We start from the raw sequence: 14,660 nt of genomic DNA on the forward strand, positions 1-14,660 counted from the left end.
ATGTGAAACACACATACGGATTCAAGGCAGGATTTTTATTTTTTTTGTTTATATATGATATAGTTTTTAAGAATTTTTATATGATTTCGCGGCAAAAATGGATGCGATAACATTATTAAAAAGTTGCTTTTATAATGAAAATACAAACAAATTAATTGGCTACAAAAATCATTTATATTTAGTTTTAGATACAAACACTAGGAGTTTAAAAAAACAAAAAACCGGGCATCAACAATCCACCACATAGCACGCCCGATTTTGAAAAAAGTTTTATCTCAGCGATTGCATAATTCTATGTGAACCTAAATGCTATCGGAGATGCTATCAATCGTAATCTCCTGTACTGCAATTCGTTCCAATAATCTTCTTCTTAGCAATATTTTTAAAAACATAATTTCCTGATGAAGGGAAGCTTATATCGAGAGATTTTATACTTTTAAGTGTAAAGATCTTATGCTCTTTATCATGTGTTATTTTCTTCTCATCGTCAGCAACAATTTTTAATTTGTCCAAGTCAGAGGGGGAAGAGTATGATAAAGTAAATGATGCTTTCTTGGGTTTAAATGCTTTGCAAGAGTATTCAACACCTTGATGTATTGTATCAGATACACCAATTGTGACACTTTCACCCGGCGCAAAATCCCACTTTTTCTCGCCAAATCCAGCAAATGCGACACTGGAGAAAACGAAAATGTTAGCGGCCAATAGTCCTTGAGTGAAGATTTTTTTCATTACTTTTCCCCTTTATATCCGAAAACACGAGCATCATAAATTAGTTTTCGTAAATATAAAAGATTAAATTTGATGCAAAAACCACGGTGAAATTGTATTTTGCAGCTTTATAAAAATCATCTTGAATATTTCTTTGATCTAATATACAATCGAATCGCTGCTGTTTAATGTATGATGAGGGAAATTTAGATTATTTTATAATCTAAACAGCAGTATTTATAGTCATACCTATGCGATAAATTATCGTAAAACATGATATGTGTTTTCAACCTATATGAGAGAAATAGGATAACAAAATGAAGTTGTGTTTTGATACTTGTCTTTCTTATTTTTTCTGAACGCGTATCCTTTATTATCTAACTCATAGAAGAATGTTATTAGGATAATTTAAATATTCCACTCACAGGTGCTGTTGCTCATTTTCTTCCTCGATGCCATTACGAAGGTGTTTTAGTAAAAAAGAGACATGTTTTTCCAAAGAGAGTTGTATTGCAGCATTTTGATGATGTCTTGTGCGATTCACGAAAAATTATACACTTTAATTATTCTTCACGCATCTAGCGTTCGATCATTTTTAGCAGGATAAATACCGATAATGCGTAATTCAGCAGAAAAGAAAGCGAGTTCTTCTAGAGCGAGCTTCATCATGGGATCTTCAGGATGCCCCTCAATATCAACGAAAAACTGTGTTGCATTGAAATTTCCATCAATTTGGTAGCTCTCTAATTTTGTCATATTAATACCATTTGTAGCAAATCCTCCCAATGTTTTATAAAGGGCTGCAGGGACATTGCGTACGCGAAAAAGAAGACTTGTGATAATTTTTTCGCCATTTTTTGGTTTTGGTACAGGTTTTTGAGAACGTGAAAGAATGACAAAACGGGTAATATTATGAGGACTATCTTCAACATTTTTTTCAATAACATCAAGTCCGTAGAGTTCTGCTGCAATCAGAGGCGCTAAGGCTGCTTGTGAACGCTTTGCATCTTTTTTAATAAATTTTGCAGCTCCAGCTGTGTCTGCAGAAGCGACAGGTACCCAGCCATTTTCACGTATGATTTTTCGGCATTGTGCCAGAGCATGTGTATGGCTATGAACGGTTTTAATTTCGTCATGTGTAACACCTGGTAAAACCATTAGTTGAAAATGGATAGGAAAAAAATATTCCCCAATGATATAAAGGGAAGATTGCGGTAAGAGGTGATGAATATCCGCAACACGGCCAGCAAGAGTATTTTCAATAGGAATCATAGCAAGATCAGCTTGCTCATTTTCTACTAAGTTGAGCGCATCTTCAAAAGTAGCAGAGGGTACAGCATCCATATTTGGAAACATATTAAGGCATGCTGTATGAGAATTGGCGCCGTATTCTCCTTGGAAAGAAATTTTATTGGTTTTTTTAAGTATTTTCATGCTAAAATTTTTCGTGCCCTTTCAAGATCGCGTTGTGTATCGACGCTTAAGGGGATTGTATCCACTATTTCTACATCAATACGCATGTTATGCTCTAATGCGCGTAATTGTTCAAGTTTTTCACATTTCTCAAGCGGCGATGGCTTGAGGGCTACAAATTGCTCAAGCGCTTCACGGCGGTAGGCATAGATTCCAATATGGTGGTAAAGAGGACCATCTCCATAAGGTGCTGTTGCACGGGTAAAATAAAGAGCACGAAGGCGATTTTGAGAAAGCGGTGTGCCAATGATTTTGACGACATTTGGATTTATTTTTTCATCTTCCTCAACAATTTTAGCGCCCAAGGTTGCAATATCAGTGAGGCTATTTTCTAAGGGGCGCAAGGCATTGATGATTTCATGAGGCGTTATCGTTGGCAGGTCACCTTGTAGGTTCAAAATGACATTATAGCGTTTTTTAGGATCAATACGCGCTAAAGCTTCATAAATGCGATCAGAGCCAGATTCATGATCACAAGATGTCATGATACATTCATGTCCATAAGCCGTAACGGTCTTAGCGATATCATGATGATCTGTGGCAACAATGGTTCGACTCAATGTAGCTTTTTTTGCTCGTTCTGCAACATGAACAATCATCGGCTTTCCAGCAATTTCAGCGAGAGCTTTTTGAGGTAGACGAGTTGAGCCTATCCGGGCGGGAATAAGAATAATCGGTTCAAGTGCCATTGCAAAGTTCCAAATGCCGTGTGTGCTGCGTTTATAATGTTGAGTATTATATGGAAAAAGCTTAAATTAAAAGCGGTGATAAAAATATAAATATTTGGAATTTTTATGAATCGATCCACAGTCGTCTATTTTATTTTTGCTTTCCTCTTTGTGTTGGCTATTTTGGTAGGAATTTCCACGCTTAGTTATATGATTTACGATAATTCTACATCGGTTCAACCGTCTCATACAGCGACAAAAAATGATGCATTCTCAGAAAAAAAGAAGGTACCTGATAATTCTTCGTCACTAAAAGATCGTCTTCAACAAGGCAATCTTGAAAATGGGCGTAAAATTTTTCACCAATGCGCTATATGCCATACCTCTGGACGCAATGAATCTAGTCGTGTTGGGCCACCACTTTGGGAGATAGTTAACCGCCCCTTGGCGTCCGGAAAAGGTTTTGCCTATTCAAGGGTTTTGCGTGCCAACTCTGATAAAAAATGGGATTTTATGACTTTGGATCGTTATTTGCGATCACCGCGTGAAGCATTTCCAGGAACAATTATGTCTTTTCGTGGGATCAAAAATGATCAAGATCGTGCCGATCTTTTACTTTATTTACGCAATTTATCCGATCATCCTGTTCCTTTACCAATGGACAATAAAGAAAGTAAATCAAGTCAGACCAAAGATAAGTTATTTAAGAAATAAAGCCTTCTAGGAAGAGATGTAATTAGGGTTTCAATGTGTTTTTAATGTACCCAATCAATTTGCCGGTTGCTGCATGGTAAAATCCACTACATAATACAAAACTATGTAGGTATTTGCTTTTAGCGCGTTGGTTTATCATTGGCACACGTTATTTTTATATAAAGTGCAAAAGCTTGTTATCCAAAATTTATGAGATAAAGAGGTGAGGGAATGCGTTGAGTTCAATAATCATTTAAAATTGTGTATTAGTGACAGAGATTCTGTCTTTATTCCTTTTTTCTCCCTCGTTGGCAATAAAACAAAATATGCCTATGGTTGATTGAGTCAAAACAATCCAATCGAAGTTGGAAAATACAAGCATTAGATAAAATTCCATTGAGAATTTTACTTGAAAATAAAATTGTTACTATTTCCAACAGGCGCTCTATCAAAGAAAGTGAATAAATAGTTGTGTGGTACGCCATTTGAATTTTATTGAGATGAACCAACTAAGTGCCATAGAAGATAAAGATCGATAAAACTAAGCTTCGCTTATCTTCCGAATACAAGAGAGAGTTTTAATATGTATTAGGGTATTTTCTGTTTTTTAAGCAGCGACATGAGTGTTTGTGTGAGAATATTCATGAGCGATGAATAACGGAGATACATAAGTATGAGGAGAGGATGTTATGGATCATATATGTTGTAATTGATAAGAAGAATTTTTTCCCTTGGAATGATTTTCCAGGGAAAAGTTTGTTATAATGAATAAGTGGGGGATAATGAGACAGCAGTATATTTTAGGAAAATATACCCGTGTTCTTATCCGTAAAGAGGGCGCAATTTTTAGCACTGGTTCAAAGCAGTTTGTTATTAACAAGAAAAAAGATTGGGAGAACTTTGCATTTTTTGCCGCGCGATGGATTGAGAAAAAGGTGGCAGAAGCAACTTATAATTTGCTATCGTCAATTATGTTAAGGGAAGACTTTAGCCACGCATTTAACTTTCTTTTTTCTAACCATTTTCTTATTTTAGCAGAGACATCAGACAATATCTCCAATATCTGTATTCCAGAAATTATTTCCATTATCAAAGTTACGGTATGGATCCAGAGTTTGTTCAACACACCCTTTCATAAAAAGTGTTGGTCATTTTAGGATGTGGCGGAATCGGTAATCATGTATCGGCAATATTTGCATTTTCTGGTGTAGAAAAATTCATTCTTGTTGACAATGATGTGATCGAGATAACCAGCCTTACCAGACAAATTCCTTTCACTGAGCAAGAGAAATTCCTAAGATAATTGTTCTTCGACGTGAGCTGACACGAAGAAACGGTCAAATATAGGTTAGTGAATTACATCGATTACTGCGAAAGAAGATATCAAAAAATTGCCCAGAGCCAATTTGTGGATCATTTTTGCTGATGAACCTAGCCATCTAGCACCATGGATAAATGAATAGTGTGTAAAAAATCAACAAGCTTATATAAATTTCGGTTATGTCAATGACATTGCTGTGTTTGAACTTTTTTAAACACCTAGAAAAACAGGCTACTATGCATGCAGCTCATTTACAAGAAATCTCCTTCCAAAAAGAGATGATTTAATTTATGAGGTTTGCACTGCTATTAATGATGATTTTAAGGCTTCGACGTTTCATCCCGTAAATGCTTTTTCAGCTGCTGTGTGTGTGATGATGCTCTTAAATTTTGGGTGATTATAGCGATCCACTTGCAGCGAATCGCTATGTGGGAACATAAAGTAGCAAACTTTTCACAGAAGAGCATTCTCTAAAAAAGAACTCCCACTGTAAAGTTTGCGGAACAAAAAATGAACAAACCTCGAACATTTGCTGTAACCCATAGATCTTACTATGCGATACGTCGGTGTTTATCACGCTATTTTTCTAATATCTATGAGGTTACCATATTCCAAATAGGCTTTGTTTAAGTTGCCTTTTCGGTAATTGTTTTTTCTTGATTTTCCTTATACCGTTTTAGTTGACAGATATTGACGTAGATACTCTGTCACAGCTGGAGTTTTTATGATAGGAGCGTTTTATCTTCTCTGTCTTCCAGCTCCAATATGATAGTGCTCGTGATTGCACAAATTCTCTATGCACAGCGGTCTTGTCTCATTGTTAGCGCCATTGACGGCTGAATTTACTATTCTCTGGGCAACAGACAAGATCGCTTTTCGCATTATGCGCACTTCCCTCACTAAACAAACTCTTTTGATGGCATTATCAGCGGGATCATAGGAATTGCAACGATATATTATACCAAGCAATATTTCATGGGATATGTTATCATCATGCATGATGATGGGAACAATTTTCTTTGTATTTTTTATTGTTCCTGAAGCAAAAAATCTGTGAATAAAGGGATAAAAACAGAGATGATCTTGCAAAATGCTAAGGAAACGCTCTGGATATTTCAGAACCCCGTGGGGGAAGCATGATCCACTTTTCTAATGTGTTTTTTTAGCGCCAGTATTTAGGTTATTTACCACTTTTGGCAACTAATAATACTCTCTGGTAGAAAGATTAATTACTTCAACAGTTCACAGATGCTGGTTCTCATGTTTTGTCACACCGGATCCTCCTCAGCGCAATGTTTTTCTAATTTACTGATGTCTAAGTATCACGTATTTGATAAAAATATTAAGAATTCTATAAATATTTTTTTTGCCCTTATGTGTATTGCTCTTTATTTTTTTCAGAATTTAACCAAAAACAAACCCAAAATATTTCTGGCATCATTGGTGCTGTATCTTTTAGCGGAAGAATGTTTTCAATAGCGGTGTTAAGCATTATCTATTTTATCCCTGAAAAATTTCACTATCCTCTTACCTTGTATTACCAACTTTAACTTTTTTTCCTGTGTTGGTTAGTCACAATCAGGTAGATGTTGCTCTCTGGCCAATCTGTTTTGAAAAAACTATGTGCTAAATACAATTAACGTGATTGTTTTTGAAGTTCTATAGATTAAGAAAACGATCAGGATGTTCTCCTGAAAAACAGGCCAATCTGTGACCAGAAACGTTGTATATTGTAAATTACTGAAGAAGTACACTGAAATTATACAGAGTGTTGTTCTGTTAAATCTGATTTATTGCACCGAACACAGTTTCTGATTTTTTTGAAAAAATGCAATTTTGCTTTTATTCAATAGTGTAGAGGAAAAAACTTTCTCAGAAGTTGTAAGGATACGGAAAAGAGAAGACTATTAACATATTGAAGATTTGCATGAGGTTTGCCTTGTGTCTTTTCTCCGCTACGTTATTCGTAGGCGTTTTTCCATGGTAGACAAAGGCAGAATATTGTTCTCCTACATGCAATCATTTTCTCTACACAGCGCTCTATTATGTGCGATAAGCTAACCTTTTTTCTTTGTGTAGGTGTGCAGGAATAGAGTACGGATTTTTTATGTCATCTACAGCAAGGATATCATTTAGGTTGTCTGTTCATCGGTCATAATTTGAAGGTTGTTAAAGCACTGATATATGAAATGCTTGTTAAGCATGGGGAAGAGATAGTTGAATATGGTTTTGCTTGTCGTATTTTTCCCGTCTTCAAAAATTTTTATACGCAAACCTTTATGGTTTCTGCATTTGCATTAGAACCTGACCGCTTATAGGTAACAATACGAAATTGCGCTAGTAATCCATTGTAGAGAAGAATTTTTCCCACTAAGGGTTTACCAATATTTGTGATGATTTTAATGACTTCCATTGCTTGCAGTGTTCCGATGACCCCAGGCAAAGCACCTATGATTCCGATTTCAGCACATGTTGGGATAGTCTCGGCAGCTGGCAGGTTAGGGAATAAATCGCGATAGTGAGGATTATTGTCTTTGTAAGGCATGAGCACTGTCAGTGAGCCATTGAAACGTTCTACAGCACCGCTTATTAAAGGTTTTTCACATTGATCAGCATGATCAGCAAGCAGATAGCGTGTGGTAAAATTATCACTGCCATCAACAATGATGTCGTAGGCATTTAACAATTTATCCACATTGCTTTTATCCAATCGTAGATTATATTTTTCAACCGTAATATAAGGATTTATTTCCTTTATAGCGGCTTTAGCGCTATCAATTTTGAATTGATTAATTGTGCTTGTTTTATGAATAACTTGACGTTGTAAATTGGAAAGCGAAACAATATCATCGTCAACAATTCCAAGGGTTCCAATACCTGCAGCAGCTAAATAGGTTAAGACAGGGGTGCCAAGACCACCTGCACCAACGACAAGGATGCGTGCAGCTTTCAGTTTTTGTTGACCCGCGCCACCAATTTCAGGTAGAATAATTTGCCGTGCGTAGCGTTCGATTTCTTTATCACTTAATTTTTTATCAGCTTCTTGTATCATGAGTTTTCTCTTGTCATAGTTCTTTTACTGTTTACTAAGTTTATAGCTTGTAGACTAGTCTTCTTTTGATATAGGGAGGTTTCATTCGTGAAAATTGCTGTTCAGATGGATCATATTTCAACGCTTCGGATTCAAGGAGATACAACATTTGCACTTGCTTTAGCAGCACAAGAACGTGGACACACACTTTTTCATTATACACCAGGTTGCTTATCGATGCGCGATGGTTGTGTGATTACACGATTAGAGCCGCTGATTGTACGCGACGAAGAGGGACATCATTATCAATTAGGGAAGTCTTTCCGTACACAGTTGATGGATATGGATGTGGTTCTTTTACGCCAAGATCCACCTTTTGATCTTAATTATATTACCACAACGCATTTGTTAGAACGTATTCATCCTAAGACATTGGTTGTGAATGATCCGGCATGGGTGCGCAATAGCCCAGAAAAAATTTTTGTTACTGAATTTCCTGATTTGATGCCAGAAACATTGATTACAAAAGATATTGAAGAAATAGCGGAGTTTAGAACTACGTTTGGCGATATCATTATTAAACCACTTTATGGCAACGGAGGAGTTGGTGTTTTTCATCTAAAAAAGGATGATCACAATTTAGCATCGCTCTTGGAAATGTTTGCACAAATTTATCATGAACCTTTTATTGTTCAGCGCTATTTAGATGCAGTACGAAAAGGGGATAAACGGATTATTTTGCTTGACGGTACGCCTGTTGGAGCGATTAATCGTGTTCCGGTAGAAATGGATGTACGCTCTAACATGCATGTTGGAGGGCAGGCGGAAAATATTGATTTAACCGAACGTGATCATGAAATTTGCGAACGCATTGCTCCCGCTTTACGCGAACGTGGTCTTCTTCTCGTGGGAATTGATGTTATTGGAGATTATATAACGGAGATTAATGTGACATCTCCTACCGGGATTCGTGAAATTAAACGTTTTGGTGGTACAGATGTTGCTCACCTTTTCTGGGATGTTGTTGAGTTCAAACGTTCAAATTAAATTTATTTGAGCCGAAAGCTAAGACGTGGTTTTGTCAGAAAAAAATTTCAATGCTGCTTTATTTTATATTTGTTATGCTGCAAATGTAGACTAGAATTATCATATGATACAAACAGAAGGTATTGATTCACATTCTAGGGAGTCTACGGATGAGCAAATTGTTATTGATTGGAATGGGACTGGTTTTTACCATATTGTTGTCCGTTAATGTTGTCGGCGCACGCGATCAAATTCAAATTGCGGGTTCATCCACAGTTTTGCCTTATCAAAAGATCGTTGCTGAGATATTTGGAGAAATTTATCCCCATTTTAAGGTTCCCGTTATCGAATCGGGTGGTTCAGGTGCTGGGATTAAGGAATTTTGCCGTGGTATTGGGGAGAACACAATAGATATAGTTAATGCTTCACGGGCAATAAGGCCAAGTGAATTGCAGTCTTGTTTTGATGCTGGTATAAAAGATGTTGAAGAAATACGCATCGGGTACGATGGCATTGTTTTTGCAACAAATATTAATGGTCCTGATTGGAATTTGCAGCCAATAGATGTTTATAAGGCACTTGCTGCTCAGGTTATTATAGACGGAAGATTACAGTCCAATAACGTTTCAAAATGGAATGCTGTCAATGGTATTTTTCCTGATTGGACGATAGCGGCTTATATTCCTGGAGAAAAGCATGGAACACGTGAAGTTTTTGAGGAAAAATTGCTAGCTGAAGGCTGTAAAGCTAGTGGAGCGGTTGATGTAATGAAAACCTTAGGGATGGATGATAAAGCGATTCACGCTGCTTGTGTTGCTGTACGTAGAGATGGAAAAGTCATTGATGTTGATGGAGATTATTCTGAAACTTTTGCGCGGTTGATTTCTAATAAAACAGGGGTTGGAGTTTTTGGTTTATCTTTTTATGAAAATAACGCTGATAAGCTAAAGGTTGCATATATTAATGGTTTTGCGCCAACAGTTGAAACAATTTCTCGTGGTGAATATCCAGTTTCTCGTCCACTTTTTTTCTATGTTAAGAAAGCGCATTTAGATATTATTCCAGGTTTGCGGGAATATGTTAACTTTTTTCTTTCTGACCAAATGATTGGCTCAGATGGTCCATTGGCTGAATATGGTTTAGTTGTTGCTTCTGAAAAAGAACGACAAGCACAGCGTTCTGCTTTTTCTTCTGGCAGAGTAATGAGTTTGGAATAATTCTCTGAATTTGCGATATAGGAGTTTTCTGTGTTGCTTTTTTGTAAAAATTGAAAGACAATATGCGTATTTCCTTCATTATTTTTCTCCTGTTTTCTCTTGGTCTTATTGGTTTTTGTATTTCTTGTATGCGGGCTCGCACTCTTGAATATGCACAATGTAAAATGCACTCTCGTGCGTATTATTACGGCTGGTGGACATTTTTAATGGCTGTTATTCCAGCTCTTATTTTTTTAATTTTTTGGGATTGTGGGAGTGCAATTTATTTGGAATACAGCGCTTCTCGAGAAATTGGGGCATACAGTGCGCGGGTTATAGAGGTTATTAATCATGACCTTATTTTGGAGACTATTCGAAGTTTGGTCAAAATGCTTCATCTCTTTGAGGTGGATCTTGCTTCCGCTTCGTATGAAAAAGTTCGAGTACAGTTATTCGCAAAAGGGTTTGCTTTGCCTTATGGAGCACCGGATGATGTGTTAAGGATAGCGCAGTCATGGGTCTCTTCTTCTCAAAAGTTACAGTTAATTGGTCATAGTTGCCTTTTTGTCATTGCGTCCTTTGGTTTTATTTTTGGAATTATACAAACTGCTCCGCATCAGCGTGCACGCAATAAGGTGGAGTATCTGATTGTTATTGGGTTGATTTGCGCATCTATAGTTGCGGTCATAACAACGGCAGCTATAGCACTTTCCATGTTTTTTCAAACAATGAGTTTTTTTAAATCTGTGCCCTTGTCAAATTTTTTTTTAGGAACAGTTTGGGATCCACGTTTTTCAGCTGTTGGTTCAAGCAATGAAGTGGGGCAATTTGGTCTCATACCACTTCTTGCTGGCACACTTTATATTGCATTTGTAGCAATGTTTTTTTCTGTTCCTATAGGATTATTTTCTGCCATTTATATGGCTGAATATGCTTCTACTCGATTGCGGTCAATTGTAAAGCCCTTGTTAGAAGTGCTTGCTGGTGTTCCAACCATTGTTTACGGTTTTTTTGCTTTGAAAGTTGTAGGACCATTTTTACGTGATCTCTCTGTTTCTCTCTCTGGTGGTTTTGGTTTTGTTATGTCTCAAAGTGTTTTAACAGCTGGATCTGTTATGGGAATTATGTTAATTCCCTTTGTTTCTTCCTTGTCTGATGATGTTATTACGGCTGTTCCACGTTTTTTGCGCGAAGGCTCTTATGGGTTGGGAGCAACGCAATCTGAAACAATTAAAAAAGTTGTTTTACCAGCAGCGTTTCCGGGGATTATGGGAGCCATTTTGTTGACAGCATCACGTGCAATTGGAGAAACAATGATTGTGGTTTTGGCGGCAGGTGTTGCAGCGAATTTAACGTTTAATCCATTTGAAGCAATGACTACGATGACAGTTAAGATTGTTAATCAATTGACAGGTGATTTTGAATTTAATTCTCCACAAACTCTTGTTGCCTTTGCTTTAGGGATGACACTTTTTATGATGACTCTTTTGATGAATATTTTTGCTCTTTACATTGTGCGCAAATATCGGGAACAATATGAATGAATAAAGATTTTCTTTTTCCTCGTCGCAATATTGGTCTTAAACGACGATATTGGGCTGAGCATCGTTTCCGAGCGTATGGTCTTATTGCTATTTTTATTGGTTTGTTTTTTTTATTTGCACTTTTATGGTCTATCATTAGCCAAGGTTATACAGCTTTTTTTCAAAGTGAAATGGCGTTATCGGTTTACTTAGATGAAAAGGTAATCGATCCAAGTGGTCAGCGTGAGACAAGCCCGCAGGTACTCATAACTGCTAATTATCCTCTTCTTGTACGCAATGCTTTGGCAAAAAAGCTTGATATAGACCAAAATGATCGCGCATCTCTGCGGGATATTAACCGCATGTTTTCAAAAAGTGTACGTGTTCAACTGCGTGAAATGGTTACAGAGAATCCAAAGCTTATTGGAACAACGCAAAAAATCAAAGTCTTAGCAGCAGCGGATATTGATTCCGCTTATAAAGGGCAGATTAACTTGCATGCAGCAGAAAAAAACCGCAAAATTTCTAATCGCCAAGTAGAGTGGATGAGACGCTTAACTCACGATGGTACGCTTCGTAAAACATTTAATTTTGGTTTTTTTACATTTGGTGCTTCAAGTCGTGCTGAGACTGCGGGACTAGGGGTTGCGATAATCGGCTCCCTTTATATGATAGCCATAGTTTTAGCATTTTCACTCCCAATAGGGATAGCAACGGCTCTTTATCTTGAAGAGTATGCACGAAAAAATAAATTTACAGATTTTATTGAGGTTAATATCAATAATCTTGCAGCTGTTCCTTCGATCGTTTTTGGTCTTTTAGGACTTGCTGTTTTTATTAATTTTTTTGGGTTACCCCGTTCGGCCTCTTTTGTTGGTGGGCTTGTTTTGGCTCTTATGACTCTCCCAACAATTATTATTGCAACGCGTTCTGCTCTGCGTGCAGTTCCTTTGTCTATTCGCGCAGCAGCTTTAGGATTAGGAGCATCGAAAACACAAATGGTTTTTCATCATGTTGTACCTTTAGCAGCGCCTGGTATTTTGACTGGTACGATTATTGGTGTAGCTCAGGCTCTAGGTGAAACGGCACCTTTGCTTTTGATTGGAATGGTTGCTTTTGTTGTCAATATTCCTGCTACCCCCATGGATCCAGCAACAGCTTTGCCGGTTCAAATTTTTATGTGGGCAGGTGAAGCAGAGCGCGCCTTTGTTGAAAAGACGTCGGGTGCTATTATTGTATTAATGATGTTTCTCGCTGTCATGAACATTTTTGCAGTTTTTTTACGTCGACGATTTGAACGGCGCCAGTAGTCTGATTAGGCGTTTCGATAAAGTTTGTATTCTAAAGTAGGGTAAAGTCTGTAATGAAGATTAAAATGCGTGGTCAGGATGTGAAGGTATTTTATGGGGACAAAGAAGCTCTTCATGGTATTACTCTCGACATTCCTGAACATAAGGTTACAGCTTTGATCGGTCCTTCAGGTTGCGGAAAATCGACTTTTTTGCGTTGCTTCAATCGTATGAATGATACGATTGAAGAGGCTAAGATAACGGGTCTTATTACCTTAGATGGAGAAAATATTTATGACTCGCGGATTGATGTTGTGGAATTGCGCGCCCGTGTTGGAATGGTTTTTCAAAAGCCAAGTCCTTTTCCAAAATCTATATTTGAGAATGTAGCCTATGGTCCACGCATTCACGGTTTAGTAAAATCGCGTGCAGAATTGCATGATGTTGTTGAAAAGAGTTTGAGGCAGGCAGGTTTATTTGAAGAAGTAAAAGATCGTCTTCATGAGGCAGGTACAAGTTTATCAGGGGGACAACAACAGCGTTTGTGTATTGCGCGCGCCATTGCAGTGAGCCCTGAAGTTATTTTGATGGATGAGCCATGTTCAGCTCTTGATCCAATTGCGACGGCGCGTATTGAAGAGCTTATCGATGCATTACGACAAAATTATACAATTGTTATTGTGACGCACTCCATGCAACAGGCAGCACGTGTTTCTCAATATACAGCTATGTTTCATCTAGGACATTTGGTAGAAGTTGGTGCAACTGAAATGATCTTCACCTCACCAAAAGAACAACGTACGCAAGATTATATTACTGGGCGTTTTGGATAGGCGAATTGAGGAGTATAAGGTATGTCTACGAACCATACTGTCCGTTCTTATGATGCAGAACTAAAATATTTGAAAGCAAGAATTACAGAAATGGGCAGTCATGCAGAAAGAATGATCGAACGTTCTGTTGCATCAATTGTGTGCAGTGATCTTCAACTTGCAACAGAAGTTATTGCCGATGATTTGTTTTTAGATGAAGCAGAACGTGATATTGATGAGAAAGCGATTACTATTATTTGCAAACGCCAACCAATGGCTGTTGATCTACGTGAAATTATTGGTGCTATTCGTATTTCTTCCGATCTTGAGCGGATTGGGGATATGGCCAAAAACATTGCTAAGCGAACGGTAGCACTTTCAGAAATACGTCAATCTGCTGCTTTTTACCATGGACTTGAAACGATTACAGCTTTAGCACTCAATCAATTAAAGGAAGTATTGAGTGCTTACACGAGCCGTTTATTGGAACGTGTTGACGCAGTACGTGAGCGTGATGGTAAAATTGATGCTTTATATACTTCTCTTTTTCGTGAGCTTCTGACTTATATGATGGAAGATGCGCGCAATATTACGGTTTGTACGCACTTGCTTTTTTGTTTAAAAAATATTGAACGAATTGGTGATCATGTTACCAATATCGCGGAAATGCTGCATTATATCATAACTGGCGATCATATGTCCTCTGATCGTCCTCGTGATGATCTTACCTATAAAGTTGGGGTAAGTGAGAAGAAAATAGATTAAAATTTTTCTCTCCGATGTATAAAGTGAGCTTGTTATTTAAGATAACAACCATTCTGGAACTTTTGGCAGTATAGCTATCGGCGGAACACTGTATACAGATTATAAGTGAGTGCAAAGAAGCAGTATAGAAGTTATCTTATCTATAGATAATA

At 37.4% G+C, this 14,660-nt stretch carries 14 protein-coding genes; 10 read left to right on the forward strand and 4 right to left on the reverse strand.

All coding sequences use genetic code 11. The features are described 5' to 3' along the window. Positions 1 to 324 precede the first annotated feature (324 nt). The 3 genes from V4B17_RS00595 to V4B17_RS00605 all read right to left on the reverse strand — a co-directional run bounded on the left by V4B17_RS00595 (position 325) and on the right by V4B17_RS00605 (position 2,873). Positions 325 to 732, reverse strand: coding sequence for a hypothetical protein (locus tag V4B17_RS00595; RefSeq protein ID WP_455479599.1), 408 nt, complete (start codon positions 730 to 732; stop codon positions 325 to 327). 549 nt (positions 733 to 1,281) lie between these two features. Next, positions 1,282 to 2,145 (reverse strand): prephenate dehydratase, encoded by an 864-nt coding sequence (locus V4B17_RS00600; protein ID WP_455479600.1) that lies wholly within the window; start codon positions 2,143 to 2,145, stop codon positions 1,282 to 1,284. After that, complete coding sequence (locus tag V4B17_RS00605) at positions 2,142 to 2,873, reverse strand: 3-deoxy-manno-octulosonate cytidylyltransferase (RefSeq protein ID WP_455479601.1); 732 nt, start codon at positions 2,871 to 2,873, stop codon at positions 2,142 to 2,144. The genes V4B17_RS00600 and V4B17_RS00605 overlap by 4 nt, the downstream gene beginning before the upstream one ends. 105 nt (positions 2,874 to 2,978) lie before the next feature. Here V4B17_RS00605 and V4B17_RS00610 point away from each other — a divergent pair, with 105 nt between their 5' ends. The 4 genes from V4B17_RS00610 (at position 2,979) to V4B17_RS00625 (ending at position 5,806) form a co-directional block, all read left to right on the forward strand. Further along, positions 2,979 to 3,566, forward strand: coding sequence for a c-type cytochrome (locus V4B17_RS00610; RefSeq protein ID WP_455479602.1), 588 nt, complete (start codon positions 2,979 to 2,981; stop codon positions 3,564 to 3,566). 761 nt (positions 3,567 to 4,327) lie between these two features. Continuing rightward, a complete protein-coding gene (locus V4B17_RS00615; protein ID WP_455479603.1) occupies positions 4,328 to 4,702 on the forward strand; it encodes a hypothetical protein in 375 nt (124 codons plus the stop codon). Next, positions 4,687 to 4,848, forward strand: a complete 162-nt coding sequence (locus V4B17_RS00620; protein WP_455479604.1) for a ThiF family adenylyltransferase — start codon at positions 4,687 to 4,689, stop codon at positions 4,846 to 4,848. Before V4B17_RS00615 ends, V4B17_RS00620 begins: the two co-directional genes overlap by 16 nt. A gap of 799 nt (positions 4,849 to 5,647) precedes the next feature. After that, positions 5,648 to 5,806, forward strand: a complete 159-nt coding sequence (locus V4B17_RS00625; protein ID WP_455479605.1) for a hypothetical protein — start codon at positions 5,648 to 5,650, stop codon at positions 5,804 to 5,806. Between the two features lie 1,323 nt (positions 5,807 to 7,129). Here V4B17_RS00625 and V4B17_RS00630 read toward each other — a convergent pair. Next, positions 7,130 to 7,918, reverse strand: coding sequence for a molybdopterin-synthase adenylyltransferase MoeB (locus tag V4B17_RS00630; protein WP_455479606.1), 789 nt, complete (start codon positions 7,916 to 7,918; stop codon positions 7,130 to 7,132). Positions 7,919 to 8,005: 87 nt separating this feature from the next. Here V4B17_RS00630 and gshB point away from each other — a divergent pair, with 87 nt between their 5' ends. The 6 genes from gshB (at position 8,006) to phoU (ending at position 14,508) form a co-directional block, all read left to right on the forward strand. Further along, positions 8,006 to 8,944, forward strand: a complete 939-nt coding sequence (gshB, locus tag V4B17_RS00635; protein WP_455479607.1) for a glutathione synthase — start codon at positions 8,006 to 8,008, stop codon at positions 8,942 to 8,944. Between the two features lie 149 nt (positions 8,945 to 9,093). Beyond that, entirely contained in the window at positions 9,094 to 10,140 is a 1,047-nt protein-coding gene (locus V4B17_RS00640; protein WP_455479608.1) for a PstS family phosphate ABC transporter substrate-binding protein, read from the forward strand. A 62-nt stretch (positions 10,141 to 10,202) separates the two neighbouring features. Further along, positions 10,203 to 11,663, forward strand: a complete 1,461-nt coding sequence (pstC, locus tag V4B17_RS00645) for a phosphate ABC transporter permease subunit PstC (RefSeq protein WP_455479609.1) — start codon at positions 10,203 to 10,205, stop codon at positions 11,661 to 11,663. Further along, complete coding sequence (gene pstA / locus V4B17_RS00650) at positions 11,660 to 12,952, forward strand: phosphate ABC transporter permease PstA (protein WP_455479610.1); 1,293 nt, start codon at positions 11,660 to 11,662, stop codon at positions 12,950 to 12,952. The genes pstC and pstA overlap by 4 nt, the downstream gene beginning before the upstream one ends. A 53-nt stretch (positions 12,953 to 13,005) precedes the next feature. After that, on the forward strand, positions 13,006 to 13,764 hold the full coding sequence (gene pstB / locus V4B17_RS00655) for a phosphate ABC transporter ATP-binding protein PstB (protein WP_455479611.1): 759 nt from the start codon (positions 13,006 to 13,008) through the stop codon (positions 13,762 to 13,764). Positions 13,765 to 13,785: 21 nt separating this feature from the next. Further along, the gene (phoU, locus tag V4B17_RS00660; protein WP_455479612.1) at positions 13,786 to 14,508 is read left to right on the forward strand and encodes a phosphate signaling complex protein PhoU; all 723 of its coding nucleotides are present in this window, start codon (positions 13,786 to 13,788) and stop codon (positions 14,506 to 14,508) included. Positions 14,509 to 14,660 lie beyond the last annotated feature (152 nt).

The sequence above is a fragment of the Bartonella sp. B23 genome (assembly GCF_053793815.1).

Excerpts from the sequence above, each read along its gene's own strand:
- V4B17_RS00595 (WP_455479599.1), bottom strand. The coding sequence starts at position 732 with ATGAAAAAAATCTTCACTCAAGGACTATTGGCCGCTAACATTTTCGTT.
- V4B17_RS00600 (WP_455479600.1), bottom strand. The coding sequence starts at position 2,145 with ATGAAAATACTTAAAAAAACCAATAAAATTTCTTTCCAAGGAGAATAC.
- V4B17_RS00605 (WP_455479601.1), bottom strand. The coding sequence starts at position 2,873 with ATGGCACTTGAACCGATTATTCTTATTCCCGCCCGGATAGGCTCAACT.
- V4B17_RS00610 (WP_455479602.1), top strand. The coding sequence starts at position 2,979 with ATGAATCGATCCACAGTCGTCTATTTTATTTTTGCTTTCCTCTTTGTG.
- V4B17_RS00615 (WP_455479603.1), top strand. The coding sequence starts at position 4,328 with ATGAGACAGCAGTATATTTTAGGAAAATATACCCGTGTTCTTATCCGT.
- V4B17_RS00630 (WP_455479606.1), bottom strand. The coding sequence starts at position 7,918 with ATGATACAAGAAGCTGATAAAAAATTAAGTGATAAAGAAATCGAACGC.
- V4B17_RS00640 (WP_455479608.1), top strand. The coding sequence starts at position 9,094 with ATGAGCAAATTGTTATTGATTGGAATGGGACTGGTTTTTACCATATTG.
- pstC (WP_455479609.1), top strand. The coding sequence starts at position 10,203 with ATGCGTATTTCCTTCATTATTTTTCTCCTGTTTTCTCTTGGTCTTATT.
- pstA (WP_455479610.1), top strand. The coding sequence starts at position 11,660 with ATGAATAAAGATTTTCTTTTTCCTCGTCGCAATATTGGTCTTAAACGA.
- pstB (WP_455479611.1), top strand. The coding sequence starts at position 13,006 with ATGAAGATTAAAATGCGTGGTCAGGATGTGAAGGTATTTTATGGGGAC.
- phoU (WP_455479612.1), top strand. The coding sequence starts at position 13,786 with ATGTCTACGAACCATACTGTCCGTTCTTATGATGCAGAACTAAAATAT.